Genomic DNA, 14,544 nt, shown 5'->3' on the forward strand with positions numbered 1-14,544 from the left:
AATAGCCTTCTAGGTTATCACCTTCATTTTCTTTATACTTCCCCTTTATGTTTTTCCTTTAAAATCGGGGGTTTTAAAATAATGATGCTCGATCTTATTTCTAACCTCAAATACAGTTTATAGTTATGACAACTCGGCCGAACACAGACAATTATTTAGACCTATTTCTAAACGATATCCCCATGATGGATGTTAGAGCCCCTATTGAATATCAAAAAGGGGCATTTCCTCATACTGTCAATAAGCCGCTAATGAACGATGAAGAACGACACTTAGTCGGTATTCGCTATAAACAAAAAGGGCAAGATAGCGCTATTGAGCTAGGGAATGAACTGGTCTGTGGTGATATTAAAGCCCAGCGCATTGAGCAATGGATAGCATTTACCCAAAAACACCCCGAAGGCTACCTCTACTGTTTTCGCGGCGGGCTTCGTTCTCGAACGACTCAACAGTGGATTAAGGAAGCCTGTGTCGAATACCCACTAGTAACTGGTGGCTACAAGGCTATGCGCCGTTTCTTGATCGATGAACTGGCGATTTCAGCAAAAACCCAGAACTATCGCGTCATTAGCGGTCGAACAGGCACAGGTAAAACGCGGTTATTAAAGCGCACCCCTAATTTTGTTGACCTTGAAGGACTCGCTAATCATCGCGGCTCCAGCTTTGGCAGACAGCTAACACCTCAACCTAGCCAAATTGACTTCGAAAACGGGCTATCCATTGAGTTGCTAAAAGCGAGACACCTCCGTAGCGGGCCCATATATATTGAAGACGAAAGTCGCCTAATTGGCCGGAACGCTGTCCCTCAAGAGTTTAGAGATACCTCCACTATTAGCGATATTGTTGTGCTCGAAGCACCGCTAGAAGAGCGCATAAACATAGTACTGCAAGACTATGTGATCGATATGACTAACGCCTATCAGCAACAGGCAGGTATTGAAGAAGGCTTCAAACTGTTTTCGGAATACCTCCTAAACAGTGTTTCACGCATCCAAAAACGACTGGGTGGAGAGCAAACTCAACACCTACATGCACTCATGCAGGCAGCTCTCAAAGCACAGCAACTCGATAAGTCGCTAGACGCGCACAAAGAATGGATTCAAATACTGCTTTCAAAATATTACGACCCCATGTATGACTTTCAGCTAAGCAAGAAGGCTGAGCGCATTATTTTTAAGGGTGACCAAAGCAGTATTCTAGAATGGATTGGCCAAGACTAATAAAGCAGCACCAACAGACACTTTTTATAAACTGACACTAACAAGGAAAGAGCCCAGAACCATGATCCCCCATAAATTGTCATCATTACGTTTAGTTAAAGTCGTTGCCATTTTTCTCATGACCGCAAGCATGGCGTCAGCGTCAAACGCTCAATCGTTTATATTTACCGCAATTCCTGATCAAGACGAAACTCAACTTCAGGAACGCTTCGGTAAAGTCGCCACTTACCTTGAAAAAGAACTCAAGATAGACGTGAAATACGTTCCGGTTAAATCTTATACCTCTGCTGTTACTGCATTTAGAAATGACCAAGTTCAACTTGCATGGTTTGGTGGTTTATCAGGCGTTCAGGCAAGACGCCTAGTGCCTAACTCAACCGCTATTGCGCAAGGGTTTGAAGATCAGTTTTTTAAATCTTATATCATTGCCAATCACAGCACTCAGCTACAACGCCAAGCATCATTACCTGAGCAACTGGCAAATATGACCTTCACCTTTGGCTCTAAAGGGTCTACGTCTGGTCGCTTAATGCCTGAATTTTATATTCGTGAACACTTCAAGCAGTCCCCTGATAAACTCTTTAAAAGTGTTGGCTTCAGTGGCGACCACTCTCGTACTATTGCACTGGTTCAATCTGGCGCTTACCAATTAGGTGCCGTCAACTATAAAGTATGGGAAAAAGGCCTAGCAGACGGAAAAATAGACACCTCTAAAGTATCCATTATATGGGAAACACCTAACTACCCCGATTACCAATGGACCATTCGTGGCGATGTTGACGCAAAATGGGGTGAAGGATTCAGCCAACGTGTTCAGCAAGCATTACTTAATATTAAAGACCCAGACGTGTTAGCGGCATTTCCTCGTCAAAGCTTTGTGCCGGCATCCAACAATGACTATCAGCCCATACTCGATACGGCTAAAAGCATTGGTATTATCGATTAACGGGTATTATCGATTAACGGGTATTATCGATTAACGGGTATTATCGATTAACGGGTATTATCAATTAAGTGACGAGATCTCATAGTGCTTCTTCACAGGTGGTTAACACGATGCCGATAACAAACACATCGGCAGCGATAACCCCTGCCAGCCAACCTCTGTTTATGCTTAAGTCTCAATCTATCGGTTGGGGTCAAAAAACAGTATTAGAAGCACTCGATCTCAAGATCGAAGAAGGCGAAAAGGTTGCTGTTGTGGGTAAGAGTGGCGCGGGAAAATCAACGCTCATTCACACCCTGTATCAACAACACCCCGAAAAAATAGCCTACTGCAGCCAAGAGTATGGATTAGTCCCTTCTCTGTCTGTTTTTCATAACATATACATGGGCCAGTTAGACCAACACCATTTCGCCTATAATCTGGTTAACTTGCTCCGTCCAATAAAATCACAAATCACAAAGATACAGCCTTTAGCTGAAACGCTCGGGTTACAAGCGCACTTGTTTAACCCTGCGGAAAGACTATCAGGAGGGCAACAACAACGCGTTGCACTCGCAAGAACACTGTTTCAAAACAAAGACATTTTTATTGGTGATGAACCTATTTCTTCTGTCGACGAGGTTCAATCCGAGCACATATTAGCACTCATTATGAGTCACCATAACACCACAATCCTAACGCTACACAATGCCGACCTAGCATTACGTTTTTGTAGCAGAATCATTGGTATTCGCAACGGAAAAATAGAACTCGATTGCGCCACACAAGACCTCTCAGCCTCTCAGCTAAGATCCCTCTACCAAGACTGAGACGAATAACGTGCCCCCCGTGCAATCACCTAATACCTATTCAAATGCTCGTTTCCAGTCGACAGGCGTTCAAAAGCTCTCGTTAGGTTTGCTGATGATTGCGATAGTCTGCTTATTTTTAGCCGACCTAAGTATTGAGACCGCAGAGCCTTGGCAAGAGATCGGGCGCATCGGTTTAGGGATGCTGGCGCCGTCAGTATTATCTTTTCCTGAGCTGCTATCCAGTTTAGCGAGTACCCTCGCCTTTGCCCTGCTAGGCGTTACTGTGGCCGCCCTATTAGGTATGCTCATGGCCCACCTTTTTGAATGGCGACTGATAAGGATTATTGCCGCCTTTATTCGTTCTATTCACGAGTTATTCTGGGCGCTATTATTTTTACAAGTCTTTGGTTTAAGCACCCTAACGGGCTTACTGGCCATTATCATTCCCTATACGGGCATATTTGCTAAAGTCTATGCCGAAACCCTAGAAGAAAGTGACCAAACCGCCTATAACTTACTCCCCCCTCTCACTGGGCGCTGGTCCTCGCACCTTTACGCCCGTTTGATGGTCGCTCTTCCGCAGCTAATTCATTACACTCAATACCGTCTTGAGTGCGGTATTCGTAGTAGCTCGGTGCTCGGTTTTGTCGGCCTACCAACGCTAGGATTTCATCTTGAATCATACTTTAAACAGGGCTATTACTCTGAAGCAGCGGGCGTGCTATATCTGTTTATTGCCGTTATCGCGCTGATGCGTTTTTGGGCCAAAAGACGATTTATTATCCCACTACTGATCATGTCTGTTGCTTGGCTACCCTTTCAAACCACCATCAATTTTGATTTAGTGCTACGTTTTTTTGGTCATGACATCTTACCTTCACCATTACGGCAAGGCGGGTTGCTCAATCTCGAAAGCTGGCAACAAACGCTAGACTGGTCTATTACCCTGTTTAATCAGCAAGCGCTTATCGGTAGCTGGAACACACTTATTCTGACTCAAATTGCGCTCGTCGGCAGTGGTATTACCGCATTACTACTTTACCCTCTCATATCACCGCTGTTTTTTACCCGCAACAAAAGAACCGCAGGACATCTTTTTTTAGTTATTTTACGATCAATACCCGAGCTAATATTAGCGTTTATTATTTTACTCATTACCGGCCCCTCAATGATCCCTGCGATCTTTGCGTTGAGTTGGCATAATGGCGCGATCATAGCCCACTTGATAGGTCGATATACCGAAATCATCAACCTACGTGTGGATAGTCCAAAAGGGGGTGATTTATATGCGTACGAAGTCACACCACGACTTTACAAACCCTTCCTCGCTTTTCTATTCTATCGTTGGGAAGTGATTTTGAGGGAGAGCGCTATTCTCGGTATTTTGGGCATCCACACCCTTGGGTTCTTTATTGATTCTGCGTTTGAAGAACTTCGCTTTGACCGCGCGCTGTTTTTAATATTGATCACAGCACTGCTTAATATTTTGGTAGACTCTGTATCCCGTACAATTAGGCGCAAGCTTCGTTTATCAACTACGCCCAATATTGAATCACTAACACGTTAGCATCAACAGATTGTCAGTATTATGGAACACCTCTAATGGAGCAGCTCGCATGAAGACCCACCCTCCTATTTCTCGCGATGTTGTTTTTATAGGCGGAGGCCATACCCACGCAATCGCGTTAAAAATGCTGGCCATGAAGTCGCTGCCCGGTGTCCGACTAACGCTTATCTCAAGCGAGGTACAAACACCTTACTCAGGCATGCTACCTGGGTTAATTGCAGGGCACTATAGTTATGACGAAACTCATATCGATTTAGGCCGTTTATGTAGAGCCTGCGGTGTTCGTTTTATTGAAGATACGGTTATAGGGCTAGATACTGAAACCCAGACGATTAACTGTAAAAATCACCCTTCATTCAGCTACGATATATTATCTATTGATATAGGCTCAACGCCAGATATAGCCTCTGTTACAGGTGCAACCTCGCTAGCCCAAGGCGTAAAACCTGTTCCTGTGTTTTTAGAGTATTGGCGAACACTACAACAACGCCTAATAGACTCAACCAAGAAAGACAAAGTCCGTATTGGAACCGTCGGCGGCGGGGCCAGTGCAGTAGAAGTACTGCTAGCCATGCAGCAACACCTCAACAACTTACCTGAGCTAACCAAAACCTCATTACCTGACATTGAATACCATATTATCTCGGGGGCTGAGCAAATACTCGCCAGCCATAACCGAAAAGTCCGAAATCAATATAGCGCGCTATTAAACAAACGAGGCGTCCTTGTTCACAATAACTTTAGAGTGACCAAACTTCAGCGTTTGGAAAACAATACCAGCTCAGACGCTAAGCAGCTGCAGTCAGCTGAGGGTCACACACTTGAACTTGACGAAGTCATCTGGACAACTGCCGCAAAGCCCGCTGCATGGCCTTCAAAAGCAGGCCTTTCTTGCAGCAGCCAAGGGTTTATTACCGTCAATGACGCACTACAAACCCTCTCTCACCCAAATATATTTGCCACCGGTGATATTGCAGATATGGTCAATCACCCCCGCCCAAAAGCTGGAGTATTTGCAGTCAGGCAAGGCCCACCCTTAGTAGAAAACATTTTACTATCGCTGCAAAACAAAGCGCTAAAACCCTATAAACCTCAGCGAAAATTTCTGAGCTTGGTCAGTACGGGCGATAAATATGCGGTTGCTTCAAGAGGTGGCTGGTCAGTATCGGGCGAATGGGTATGGCGTTGGAAGAACTATATTGATCAAGCCTTCATGACGCAATTAAACGACTTCCGCATGCCACAAAATAAGCCTAGCCATTCGGATATTGAAACAACCTCAGCAGCGGTCGAAAGCACACCAATGAGGTGCGGCGGCTGTGGTGCCAAGGTCGGCCAACCTATTTTACAACGTGTCATTAATCAGCTTACGACACCGCTAAATAATGATGTGCAACTTGGGCTTGATGCTCCTGACGATGCGGCGGCATTAACCGTACCGGCAGGCAAATACCTTATACAATCTGTAGATGCATTTAGAAGCATGATCGACGACGACTACCTGTTTGGTCAAATCGCTGCTAACCATGCACTGGGCGATGTATTTGCAATGGGCGCAAAACCTCACTCAGCTCAAGCAATCGTCACGCTACCCTTTGCAAAAGAGTCAAAAGTAGAGCAACAGCTTTTGCATGTAATGGAGGGTGCAACCAAGGTATTTAATCAATGTGGCATGACGTTAGTAGGCGGCCATACCGCTGAGGGCGCTGAACTCTCTCTTGGATTTGTCGTCAATGGGTTAGCAGACCCTAGCGCGATCTTACGAAAATCAGGTCTACAAATTGGCGATAAAATTATCTTAACTAAACCGCTTGGCACCGGCGCCCTATTTGCTGCAGATATGCGAGGCGAAGCTCATGGCCGGTGGATAACACAAGCCACCCAATCAATGATTCAGCTAAACCAGTCAGCAGCTGAGTGTCTAATAAAATACGGCGCTAAAGCCTGCACTGATGTCACGGGTTTTGGTTTAGTCGGCCACTTAGTAGAAATGTTAAGAGCTTCTGAGGTAAATGCGACACTCTCGATCAATGAGTTGCCACTGCTCGAAGGTGCTTCTGACTGCTTTAAAGCCGGCATAGTGAGCACACTACAACCTCAAAATGAAAAAATACGCCATGTGATTAGCAACCTAGATCAATTTACTGATTTGCCCGATTTAGCGGTTTTATTTGACCCTCAAACGGCAGGCGGTCTTATCGCAGGTATTTCAGCAAAAGCGGCCGACCAATGTATTGACGAACTGGTTTCTAGTGGCTATCTTCATGCTGCTGTTATTGGTGAAATCACTCAAGCGAGTACAGGGAGCAAGCAAATCACCCTAATGTAATTAGCGCGTGTTTACTCAGTGAATTTATTAGTAACAGTTTCAGATTTTTGATCTAGTATTGATATAACAAACAACAGTAACAGTAACCAGAATGGAGATGATTGAATGGATGACCTATTAGGAAGTTCAGACCAGGCAAATGAAATAATTCAGACATTATGGACATTATGCTTAACTTACGCACCTAAATTATTACTGGCGCTTGCAACCCTCTTTATTGGTCTATGGATCATTAATAAAGTCGTGAGTGTAACGCAAGGCAAAATGGAAAACACCGTTGACCCTACGCTACACAAGTTTATTGGCAGCTTAGTATCTGTCGGTTTAAAAGGCCTTCTTCTTATTTCGGTTGCTTCGATGGTGGGTATTGCAACCACTTCATTTATTGCTGTTTTAGGTGCTGCAGGCTTAGCCATTGGTCTTGCTTTGCAAGGCAGCCTATCTAACTTTGCAGGTGGTGTTCTCATCCTTATATTTAAGCCCTTCAAAGTAGGCGACTTCATTCAAGGTGGTGGTCACATGGGGACGGTGAGAGAAATCCAAATTTTCAATACTATTTTGACCACAGGTGATAACCGCCGAGTCATCATTCCAAATGGTATTTTATCTAATGACAGCCTAATTAACGTAAATATTGAGCCGACTCGTCGTGTCGACTTTGTATTCGGTATTGGCTACGGTGATGACATCAAGAAAACTAAAGAAGTACTACAGCGTATTGCTGATAGCGATAGTCGCGTGCTTAAAGACCCTGCGCCAACAATTGTATTGTCAGAGCTTGCAGATAGCTCAGTGAACTTTACCGTTCGTTTGTGGGTTAACACCGCAGACTATTGGGGCGTTTACTTTGACACTCATGAAGCCGTTAAAGAAGCGTTTGATGCTGAAGGTATTTCTATACCGTTCCCACAGCAAGATGTACACATGCATCAGGTAGCTTAATACCCGTTTGCTACCAGTGGCTGTAAAGCATTTTCTTTGCAGCCACGCTCTTCTCTTCCCTCCATAATAAAACCACCCTACTCGTTAAAAAGTATTGCAGCCCCCACTAGAATAACAGAACGGCATCTAGCACAGCTTTTCTTATAAGTATGAAAAAATGATCAGATGAGATAAGCATCAACCTTCATAAGAGAACGCCCACTCATTTATTACTTCTTTAACCATTCTACAAGATTTTTCATTGCCTATTTTTCAACCACTGGTCTAAGCTGAGATTAACAGGACGTCATTACACGACACAAAAAGGCGCAACTGCGCCAGACATGGAGTGCCCATTTGATCATTGAAAGCGCTCACCCTTATGGTGACTTGGCTTTCGTTACAGTTGGAGTCACAGCATATGCCTGTAGAACAGTTAAAAAGCTACCTCGATCAAGAGAAGGTGCATTATGTATCCGTTAATCACTCTCCCGCCTATACCGCACAAGAAATAGCAAAACGCGCGCACATCAAAGGTAATCAGCTTGCCAAGACGGTTATCGTGACCATTGATGGCAACATGGCCATGATCGTTTTACCCGCATCATGCCGAATCCGCTGGGATCGCTTTATTAAATCAATGGATACTGATTTTATTGAACTAGCCGATGAAGATGAGTTTCAAGATCGTTTTCCTGGCTGCGAAGTCGGTGCTATGCCCCCCTTCGGCAACCTTTTTGATATGGATGTTTACCTTTATGATGAGCTCGCCAAAAATGAAGAAATTGCATTTAGTGCGGGTTCACATAGTGAAATCATTAAAATGAAGTTTGAACGCTTCCAAGCATTGGTTGAACCTATTATGCTTTCCGAAGGTTTTGTTAATCCAGACACGCCAAAACCCGATTGGTTATGTAAGAAAAGGCCCGTTGCAGCCTCCTCCTACTAATGGCTGAGTAAACCCGCGAAAATATCGCTCTTTACTGACCTTATTATCAGCACATATTGAATGATAAGGTCAGACCTCATATAGTAGTCGCTCTAAATCATCTCTACCGGATAACATTTTTCAGATGACTCAAAATGCTTATGATATCGCCATAGTGGGTGCAGGAATGGTGGGTGCCGCTATTGCCTGCGGTTTAGGCCCTACTGGGCTACGCATCGCGATACTCGACCGCACGCCACCACCCGCCTTTGATGCTAACCAAACCCCAGACATCAGGGTGTCGGCGCTTAGTTATGCAAGCGAACAAATACTACGCAACATTGGCGCTTGGTCGCATATCAGTGCAATGAGAACATGCCCTTATCAGCGTATGGGCGTCACAGAAAAACTAGCTATTCCAATGTCTCTTGCCGGCTCACCGATTAACCAAACGCTATTTGATAGCACCGATATCGGATACCCTTATTTGGGGCATATCGTTGAAAATAACATCACACAGTTAGGCCTTCATCAGGCGATGAAACAATACAGCAATATCGATATATTATGCCCAAGCAATATTCAATCTATCGATTTTGACAGTCCGCTTCCCACCGTTTCTTACACCCAGAACAGCCTACAAGACAACCTGTCTGAGCTAACGGCTAAACTAATAATTGGCGCTGATGGCGCGCTGTCTAAAGTGCGAGACTGGGCCTCTATTGGTATGAATAGCAACCAATACGAACAGCAAGCACTGGTGGCAACAGTAGAGTATCAAGGCGAGCAGCAAGATATCACGTGGCAAGCCTTTACGAGTACTGGTCCGCTAGCATTTCTGCCATTAATGGACGTAAATAAAAAACACTATGGTTCACTGGTTTGGTATGACCAACCCGACAAGATTCGGCAGCTTATGGCGCTAGACAGCCCATCATTTATGGAAGAAGTAACCAAAAACTTTCCGCCACAACTTCCACCACTGATCAAACTGCTAAAAAAAGGCAGCTTTACATTAGTGAAGCGCCACGCCCAAGACTATATAAGTCACCGAGTTGCACTAGCAGGTGACGCCGCTCACACCATCAACCCGCTGGCAGGGCAAGGGGTTAACTTAGGGTTTCAGGATGCGGCAACCCTAGTAGAAGTGATCACTACAGCACATACCCAGGGTAAAGATATCGGGCTAACTGAAAACCTGCGCCAATATGAACGCCTTAGAAAAATTGAAAACCAAAAAATGATGGAAATAATGGATCTGTTTTACCACTTATTCAGCAATAACCACCCACCATTAAAATTGCTCAGAAATATAGGACTAGGGTTAGCCGACAAACTGCCGTTTGGCAAGAAAAAGGTTATAAAATACGCAATGGGGCTTGAGGGGAATTTGCCTAAGCTGGCTAGACCAGCTTAGGTTAAACACGCTTAGACCTTTAGTGTGTCTGTATAGGGTGGCCAGCCTAACGGCTTACCTGCCAGCAGATGAAGATGAATATGAAACACGGTCTGCCCAGCAGCCTCATTACAGTTCATAACAACCCGATAGCCTTCTTCATCAAAGCCCATATCTTTCGCGATATTACTCGCAGTCAAAAACAAATGACCCACTACCTCTCTATCTGACGCTTTAATATCGTTAATTGTCGCGATAGGCTGTTTGGGTATTATTAATAAGTGCACAGGCGCTTGCGGATTAACATCTTTAAAGGCAAGACACATCTCATCTTCATAGACGATATCTGCAGGAATTTCTCGGTTGATAATTTTAGTAAAAATAGTATCGCTCACACTCGCTTCTCCTTTAAAAATAATACGATTATCCTGAAATATCCCGTGCCATTTTAGTACCGATGACTTCTGAGGGCTTTAGCAGCACATTTTTAATCGACTCATTCACCACCAAACTATAACGATTCCCTGCAGGAGAACCCGTAAAGTCTACATACGCCTTAAGCTCTTGATCTGTCAGTGCTTGGTAAGTATAGAGGTAGTTTGAATATACTTGCTGGCCAATCACACCTCTCATCATAAACCGGTTATCTTCTATGCTCTTTTTTAAGTATTCATAAGAGGGCATCTGAGGACTAGTAGATGAGGCAGACATCGCACTTGCAAGGGTTAACTGAACCGCTATCGCGGTTTCTAAAGAGGCCTCTGTTGCGTTTGTTGACTTATTAAACCGCTCAAACAGCTTTTCTCGTTCACTTCCACGGTACTTTTTCTGCAAGTCCATAATTTGTAATTGCATATCTTGAAATGACTCAGAAGACATCGCCCCCACTTCCATTTCGGTAATTTTTTTTCCGAGCGGAGAATCTAGCCATTCAAGCACAGTTTGCAGCTCTTGTTCAGTCAACTGCTCACTTAAATCTTTACGGATGACGGCGATAGACTCATTAACCCCAAACGCGTGATCAATAATCTGGCTAATTTGCATCACCATCTTTTGGTTGTTTGCACCTGACTGCTGAGCGCCCTGCTTAACACCCTCTTTTAGCAGCGCAGGAAACTGATTGATCATTTCTGATAAACCCGAGCGATTTATAATTTTATTAGCAAGGCCTTCATTACTCTCTGCATGCAGGAAAAAAGACTGTGCTGTAAAGATCATAAAAATAAAGATTTTTATATGATGCATCATGGCCGAACCACCGTTTTTCATTATTGATATATTTTGCATACCTAAGTTTGACTGTTTTTTCACTTGAACACCACTATCACCTGACAACCTTAAATCGTCAAGAATTCTTAGTTCTGAATCAACCACAAAAAAAACTACCTATTAATAGATATTGATACTCATCAAGGATTATCTTTCAGTTTCCTATTACCGTACGCCTAAATCATTAATTAATTGGCTATTTTGATAATAAAAAAACCAGCCAAGCTAAGAAATTTTCTATTCCATTGGGAGTACACATATGAAGCAAAAACTTACATTATCAGCATTGGCCATTGCCATAGCAAGCACATCAACTGCGTTTGCAGCAGAACAGGCCACTACATTTGAAGAGGCTATGACGGGTGGAGAGGCATCACTTAGCTTTAGATACCGTTATGAGTTTGTTGATCAGGATGGTTTTAACAAAGACACTAATTCGTCAACACTAAAAACACGCCTTAACTACAAGACACAACAGTATCAGAATGCCACTGCATTTATTGAATTCGACAACAATACTGAAGTACTTTCTGGCTACTCTTTTGGTGACGCAGGTAAACCTACAGTTGCAGACCCAAAATACACAGAAGTAAACCAAGCCTATGTTGATTACGCAGCACCTATAGATACGTTAGTACGCTTCGGTCGCCAGCGCATAAACCTCGACAACCAACGTTTTGTCGGTGGCGTTGCATGGAGACAGAATGAGCAGACTTATGATGCATTCACCTTGGTCAATACTGCGATTCCAGATACCACCGTCATATTAACGAATATTACGAATGTAAATAATATTTTGGGTGACAATATTAATGGAGAAAATCATCAGGTATTAAATATCCACAATAAAAGTCTGCCATTTGGCTCATTCAGTGCCTACGCTTATTTACTTGAAGATATCAGTGATACCTATGGGGCACGCTTTGCTGGCAAAACCGATCTAGATTCGCTTTCACTACTCTATACCTTAGAGTATGCAACACAAGAAACAGATAACGCAGCCTCAAAAGAAGCAGACTACTATATTGCGGAATTTGGCGCCGATATAGAAGGTATAACCGCAAAAGTAGGTTATGAAGTACTCGCCTCAGATGACGGCACTTACGGTTTTTCCACTCCATTAGCAACAAAGCACAAATTCAACGGTTGGGCTGATAAGTTCTTAGCCACTCCTGATGACGGCTTAGAAGACCTATACCTTACTGTATCAACCAAACTGGCTGGCCCTTCTATCGCATTAACGTACCACAAGTTTGATGCAAACGAAGGTAGCACAGATTACGGAGATGAAATCGATTTGGCGATCAGCCAAGACTTCGCTGACCGCTATAATGTATTGCTTAAAGGTGCGGCATACAGCCAAGGCGATACTGGAACACCTACCGATACCACTAAGGTATGGTTGCAGCTGAGTGCGAAGTTCTAAGGCTTCCACTTGCTGTTAGGCGAAGGCATGTCTTCCTTGCCTTCGCCTAAATCCAACCATTGATTAAGCGTTACCTTTTACCCTTAATGGCTTTTTCAGCCAGCTCTACCGATATATGGCGGACATCTTTCCCTTTCACCATATAAATAACATGCTCAGCAATATTACAGGCATGATCACCAATTCGTTCTAATGCACGGAGTACCCACATCACACTGAGTATTTGCGAAATACTTCTAGGGTCTTCCATCATAAACGTCACTAACGACCGGGTCGCTGTTCGATACTCATTATCTACTGACTCGTCCTCTTTAATGACCGCTATCGCTTTTTCGGTATCAAAACGTGCAAATGCATCAAGCGCATCTCGCACCATACGACTAACATTTTCACCAATATGCCGTACTTCAACATAGCCACGAGGCGCCTCCCCTTCTTCAGACAGCACTAGCGCCATTTTGGCGACCTTACTCGCTTCGTCTCCCATTCGCTCAAGGTCGCTGACTATTTTAGCGACAGACATAACCAAACGAAGGTCGCTAGCAGTCGGTTGTCGCTTGGCAATAACCTGCGTGCACTCTTCATCAATCATCAATTCTAGACGATTGACGTCTTCATCACGTTGAAGAACCGCATCAGCAAGACCGCCATCACCCTTTACCAATGACTCCACCGCTTCTGACACTTGCTTCTCAACGACCCCCCCCATCACCAGAAGATGGTTCTTTAATTCGCTTAATTCTGCATTAAACTGCTGAGAGATATGCTGCTTATGACTGTCTTTTGTTGTAACGCCCATGCCTTCACCTTCTGTTTATACTGCACCAATCGCTAAATAGTTTATGTAAACCGTACTAGCCATATCGACCAGTAATATAATCTTCTGTTTGCTTTTTAGCGGGGTTAGTAAACAATTCATTAGTATTGCCAAACTCAATCATATCGCCCATATACATAAACGCCGTGTAATCTGAGACACGTGCAGCCTGCTGCATATTATGAGTGACGATCACAATGGTGTATTCATCCTTTAGTTCGTGAATCAGCTCTTCAATCTTAAGCGTTGATAGCGGATCAAGTGCGGACGCCGGTTCATCTAACAATAATACCTCAGGCTTTACCGCTACCGTGCGTGCAATCACCAGTCGCTGTTGCTGGCCGCCCGACAAACCTAAAGCACTGTCATCTAACCGATCTTTTACTTCATCCCACAACGCAGCCGATTTAAGTGCCCACTCAACGGTCTCATCTAGTACACGTTTTTTATTAATACCTTGGATACGAAGGCCATATGCCACGTTTTCATAGATACTTTTAGGGAATGGATTTGGTTTCTGAAACACCATCCCCACCCTTCGACGCAAATCGGCGACATCCACTCCGCGTTGATATATATTCTGATTTTCAAGCAGAATCTGGCCATCAATTCGACAACCGTCGACCAAGTCATTCATACGGTTAAAGCATCGTAACAGCGTTGATTTGCCACAACCGGATGGGCCGATAAACGCAGTGACTCTTTTTTGTGGAATCACTAAATTGATGCCATGAAGCGCTTCTTTTTCGCCGTAATGCAGCTTAAGGTCTTTTACTTCTAGACTGGTTTTTTCATTCTCTAGCTTTAATGTATCGGAGATTCGACCTAACGAACTCATGTCTATGGCGTGGCTGCGAGATTCATCAGCAACCGCATCAAGGTTCTGCTTTACTACTTCAGTCATGGGTCATGTACTCTTCTAAACTTAATCTGT

Annotated in this window: 13 protein-coding genes; 9 read left to right on the forward strand and 4 right to left on the reverse strand. The window is 43.9% G+C overall.

The genetic code is table 11. The annotated features are described in order from the left end of the window. Positions 1–125 precede the first annotated feature (125 nt). The 8 genes from mnmH (at position 126) to NKI27_RS16845 (ending at position 10,119) form a co-directional block, all read left to right on the forward strand. The gene (gene mnmH / locus NKI27_RS16810) at positions 126–1,220 is read left to right on the forward strand and encodes a tRNA 2-selenouridine(34) synthase MnmH (RefSeq protein WP_265047185.1); all 1,095 of its coding nucleotides are present in this window, start codon (positions 126–128) and stop codon (positions 1,218–1,220) included. 61 nt (positions 1,221–1,281) lie between these two features. Next, positions 1,282–2,166 (forward strand): putative selenate ABC transporter substrate-binding protein, encoded by an 885-nt coding sequence (locus tag NKI27_RS16815; protein ID WP_265047186.1) that lies wholly within the window; start codon positions 1,282–1,284, stop codon positions 2,164–2,166. Between the two features lie 110 nt (positions 2,167–2,276). Further along, positions 2,277–2,975 (forward strand): ATP-binding cassette domain-containing protein, encoded by a 699-nt coding sequence (locus NKI27_RS16820; protein WP_265047187.1) that lies wholly within the window; start codon positions 2,277–2,279, stop codon positions 2,973–2,975. A gap of 19 nt (positions 2,976–2,994) precedes the next feature. Beyond that, the gene (locus NKI27_RS16825) at positions 2,995–4,524 is read left to right on the forward strand and encodes a PhnE/PtxC family ABC transporter permease (protein WP_265047188.1); all 1,530 of its coding nucleotides are present in this window, start codon (positions 2,995–2,997) and stop codon (positions 4,522–4,524) included. 49 nt (positions 4,525–4,573) lie between these two features. Next, the gene (gene selD / locus NKI27_RS16830; RefSeq protein WP_265047189.1) at positions 4,574–6,853 is read left to right on the forward strand and encodes a selenide, water dikinase SelD; all 2,280 of its coding nucleotides are present in this window, start codon (positions 4,574–4,576) and stop codon (positions 6,851–6,853) included. Positions 6,854–6,958: 105 nt separating this feature from the next. Further along, complete coding sequence (locus NKI27_RS16835) at positions 6,959–7,795, forward strand: mechanosensitive ion channel family protein (RefSeq protein ID WP_265047190.1); 837 nt, start codon at positions 6,959–6,961, stop codon at positions 7,793–7,795. A gap of 400 nt (positions 7,796–8,195) precedes the next feature. Then, positions 8,196–8,723, forward strand: a complete 528-nt coding sequence (locus NKI27_RS16840) for an aminoacyl-tRNA deacylase (protein ID WP_265047191.1) — start codon at positions 8,196–8,198, stop codon at positions 8,721–8,723. Between the two features lie 124 nt (positions 8,724–8,847). Continuing rightward, positions 8,848–10,119: an FAD-dependent monooxygenase gene (locus tag NKI27_RS16845; RefSeq protein WP_265047192.1), complete on the forward strand. Its 1,272-nt coding sequence runs from the start codon at positions 8,848–8,850 to the stop codon at positions 10,117–10,119. Between the two features lie 11 nt (positions 10,120–10,130). On the opposite strand, the gene NKI27_RS16850 is transcribed toward NKI27_RS16845, so the two are convergent. Together NKI27_RS16850 and NKI27_RS16855 are read right to left on the reverse strand one after the other, a co-directional pair. Beyond that, positions 10,131–10,493: a histidine triad nucleotide-binding protein gene (locus NKI27_RS16850; RefSeq protein WP_265047193.1), complete on the reverse strand. Its 363-nt coding sequence runs from the start codon at positions 10,491–10,493 to the stop codon at positions 10,131–10,133. Positions 10,494–10,521: 28 nt separating this feature from the next. Further along, positions 10,522–11,472, reverse strand: coding sequence for a DUF2059 domain-containing protein (locus NKI27_RS16855; protein ID WP_265047194.1), 951 nt, complete (start codon positions 11,470–11,472; stop codon positions 10,522–10,524). 154 nt (positions 11,473–11,626) lie between these two features. Here NKI27_RS16855 and NKI27_RS16860 point away from each other — a divergent pair, with 154 nt between their 5' ends. After that, a complete protein-coding gene (locus NKI27_RS16860) occupies positions 11,627–12,793 on the forward strand; it encodes an alginate export family protein (RefSeq protein ID WP_265047195.1) in 1,167 nt (388 codons plus the stop codon). Positions 12,794–12,863: 70 nt separating this feature from the next. Here NKI27_RS16860 and phoU read toward each other — a convergent pair whose 3' ends face one another. After that, a complete protein-coding gene (phoU, locus tag NKI27_RS16865) occupies positions 12,864–13,592 on the reverse strand; it encodes a phosphate signaling complex protein PhoU (RefSeq protein WP_265047196.1) in 729 nt (242 codons plus the stop codon). 55 nt (positions 13,593–13,647) lie between these two features. Beyond that, on the reverse strand, positions 13,648–14,448 hold the full coding sequence (pstB, locus tag NKI27_RS16870) for a phosphate ABC transporter ATP-binding protein PstB (RefSeq protein ID WP_265049548.1): 801 nt from the start codon (positions 14,446–14,448) through the stop codon (positions 13,648–13,650). Positions 14,449–14,544: the final 96 nt, after the last annotated feature.

The sequence above is a fragment of the Alkalimarinus alittae genome (assembly GCF_026016465.1).
In the GTDB taxonomy this organism is placed as follows: domain Bacteria; phylum Pseudomonadota; class Gammaproteobacteria; order Pseudomonadales; family Oleiphilaceae; genus Alkalimarinus; species Alkalimarinus alittae.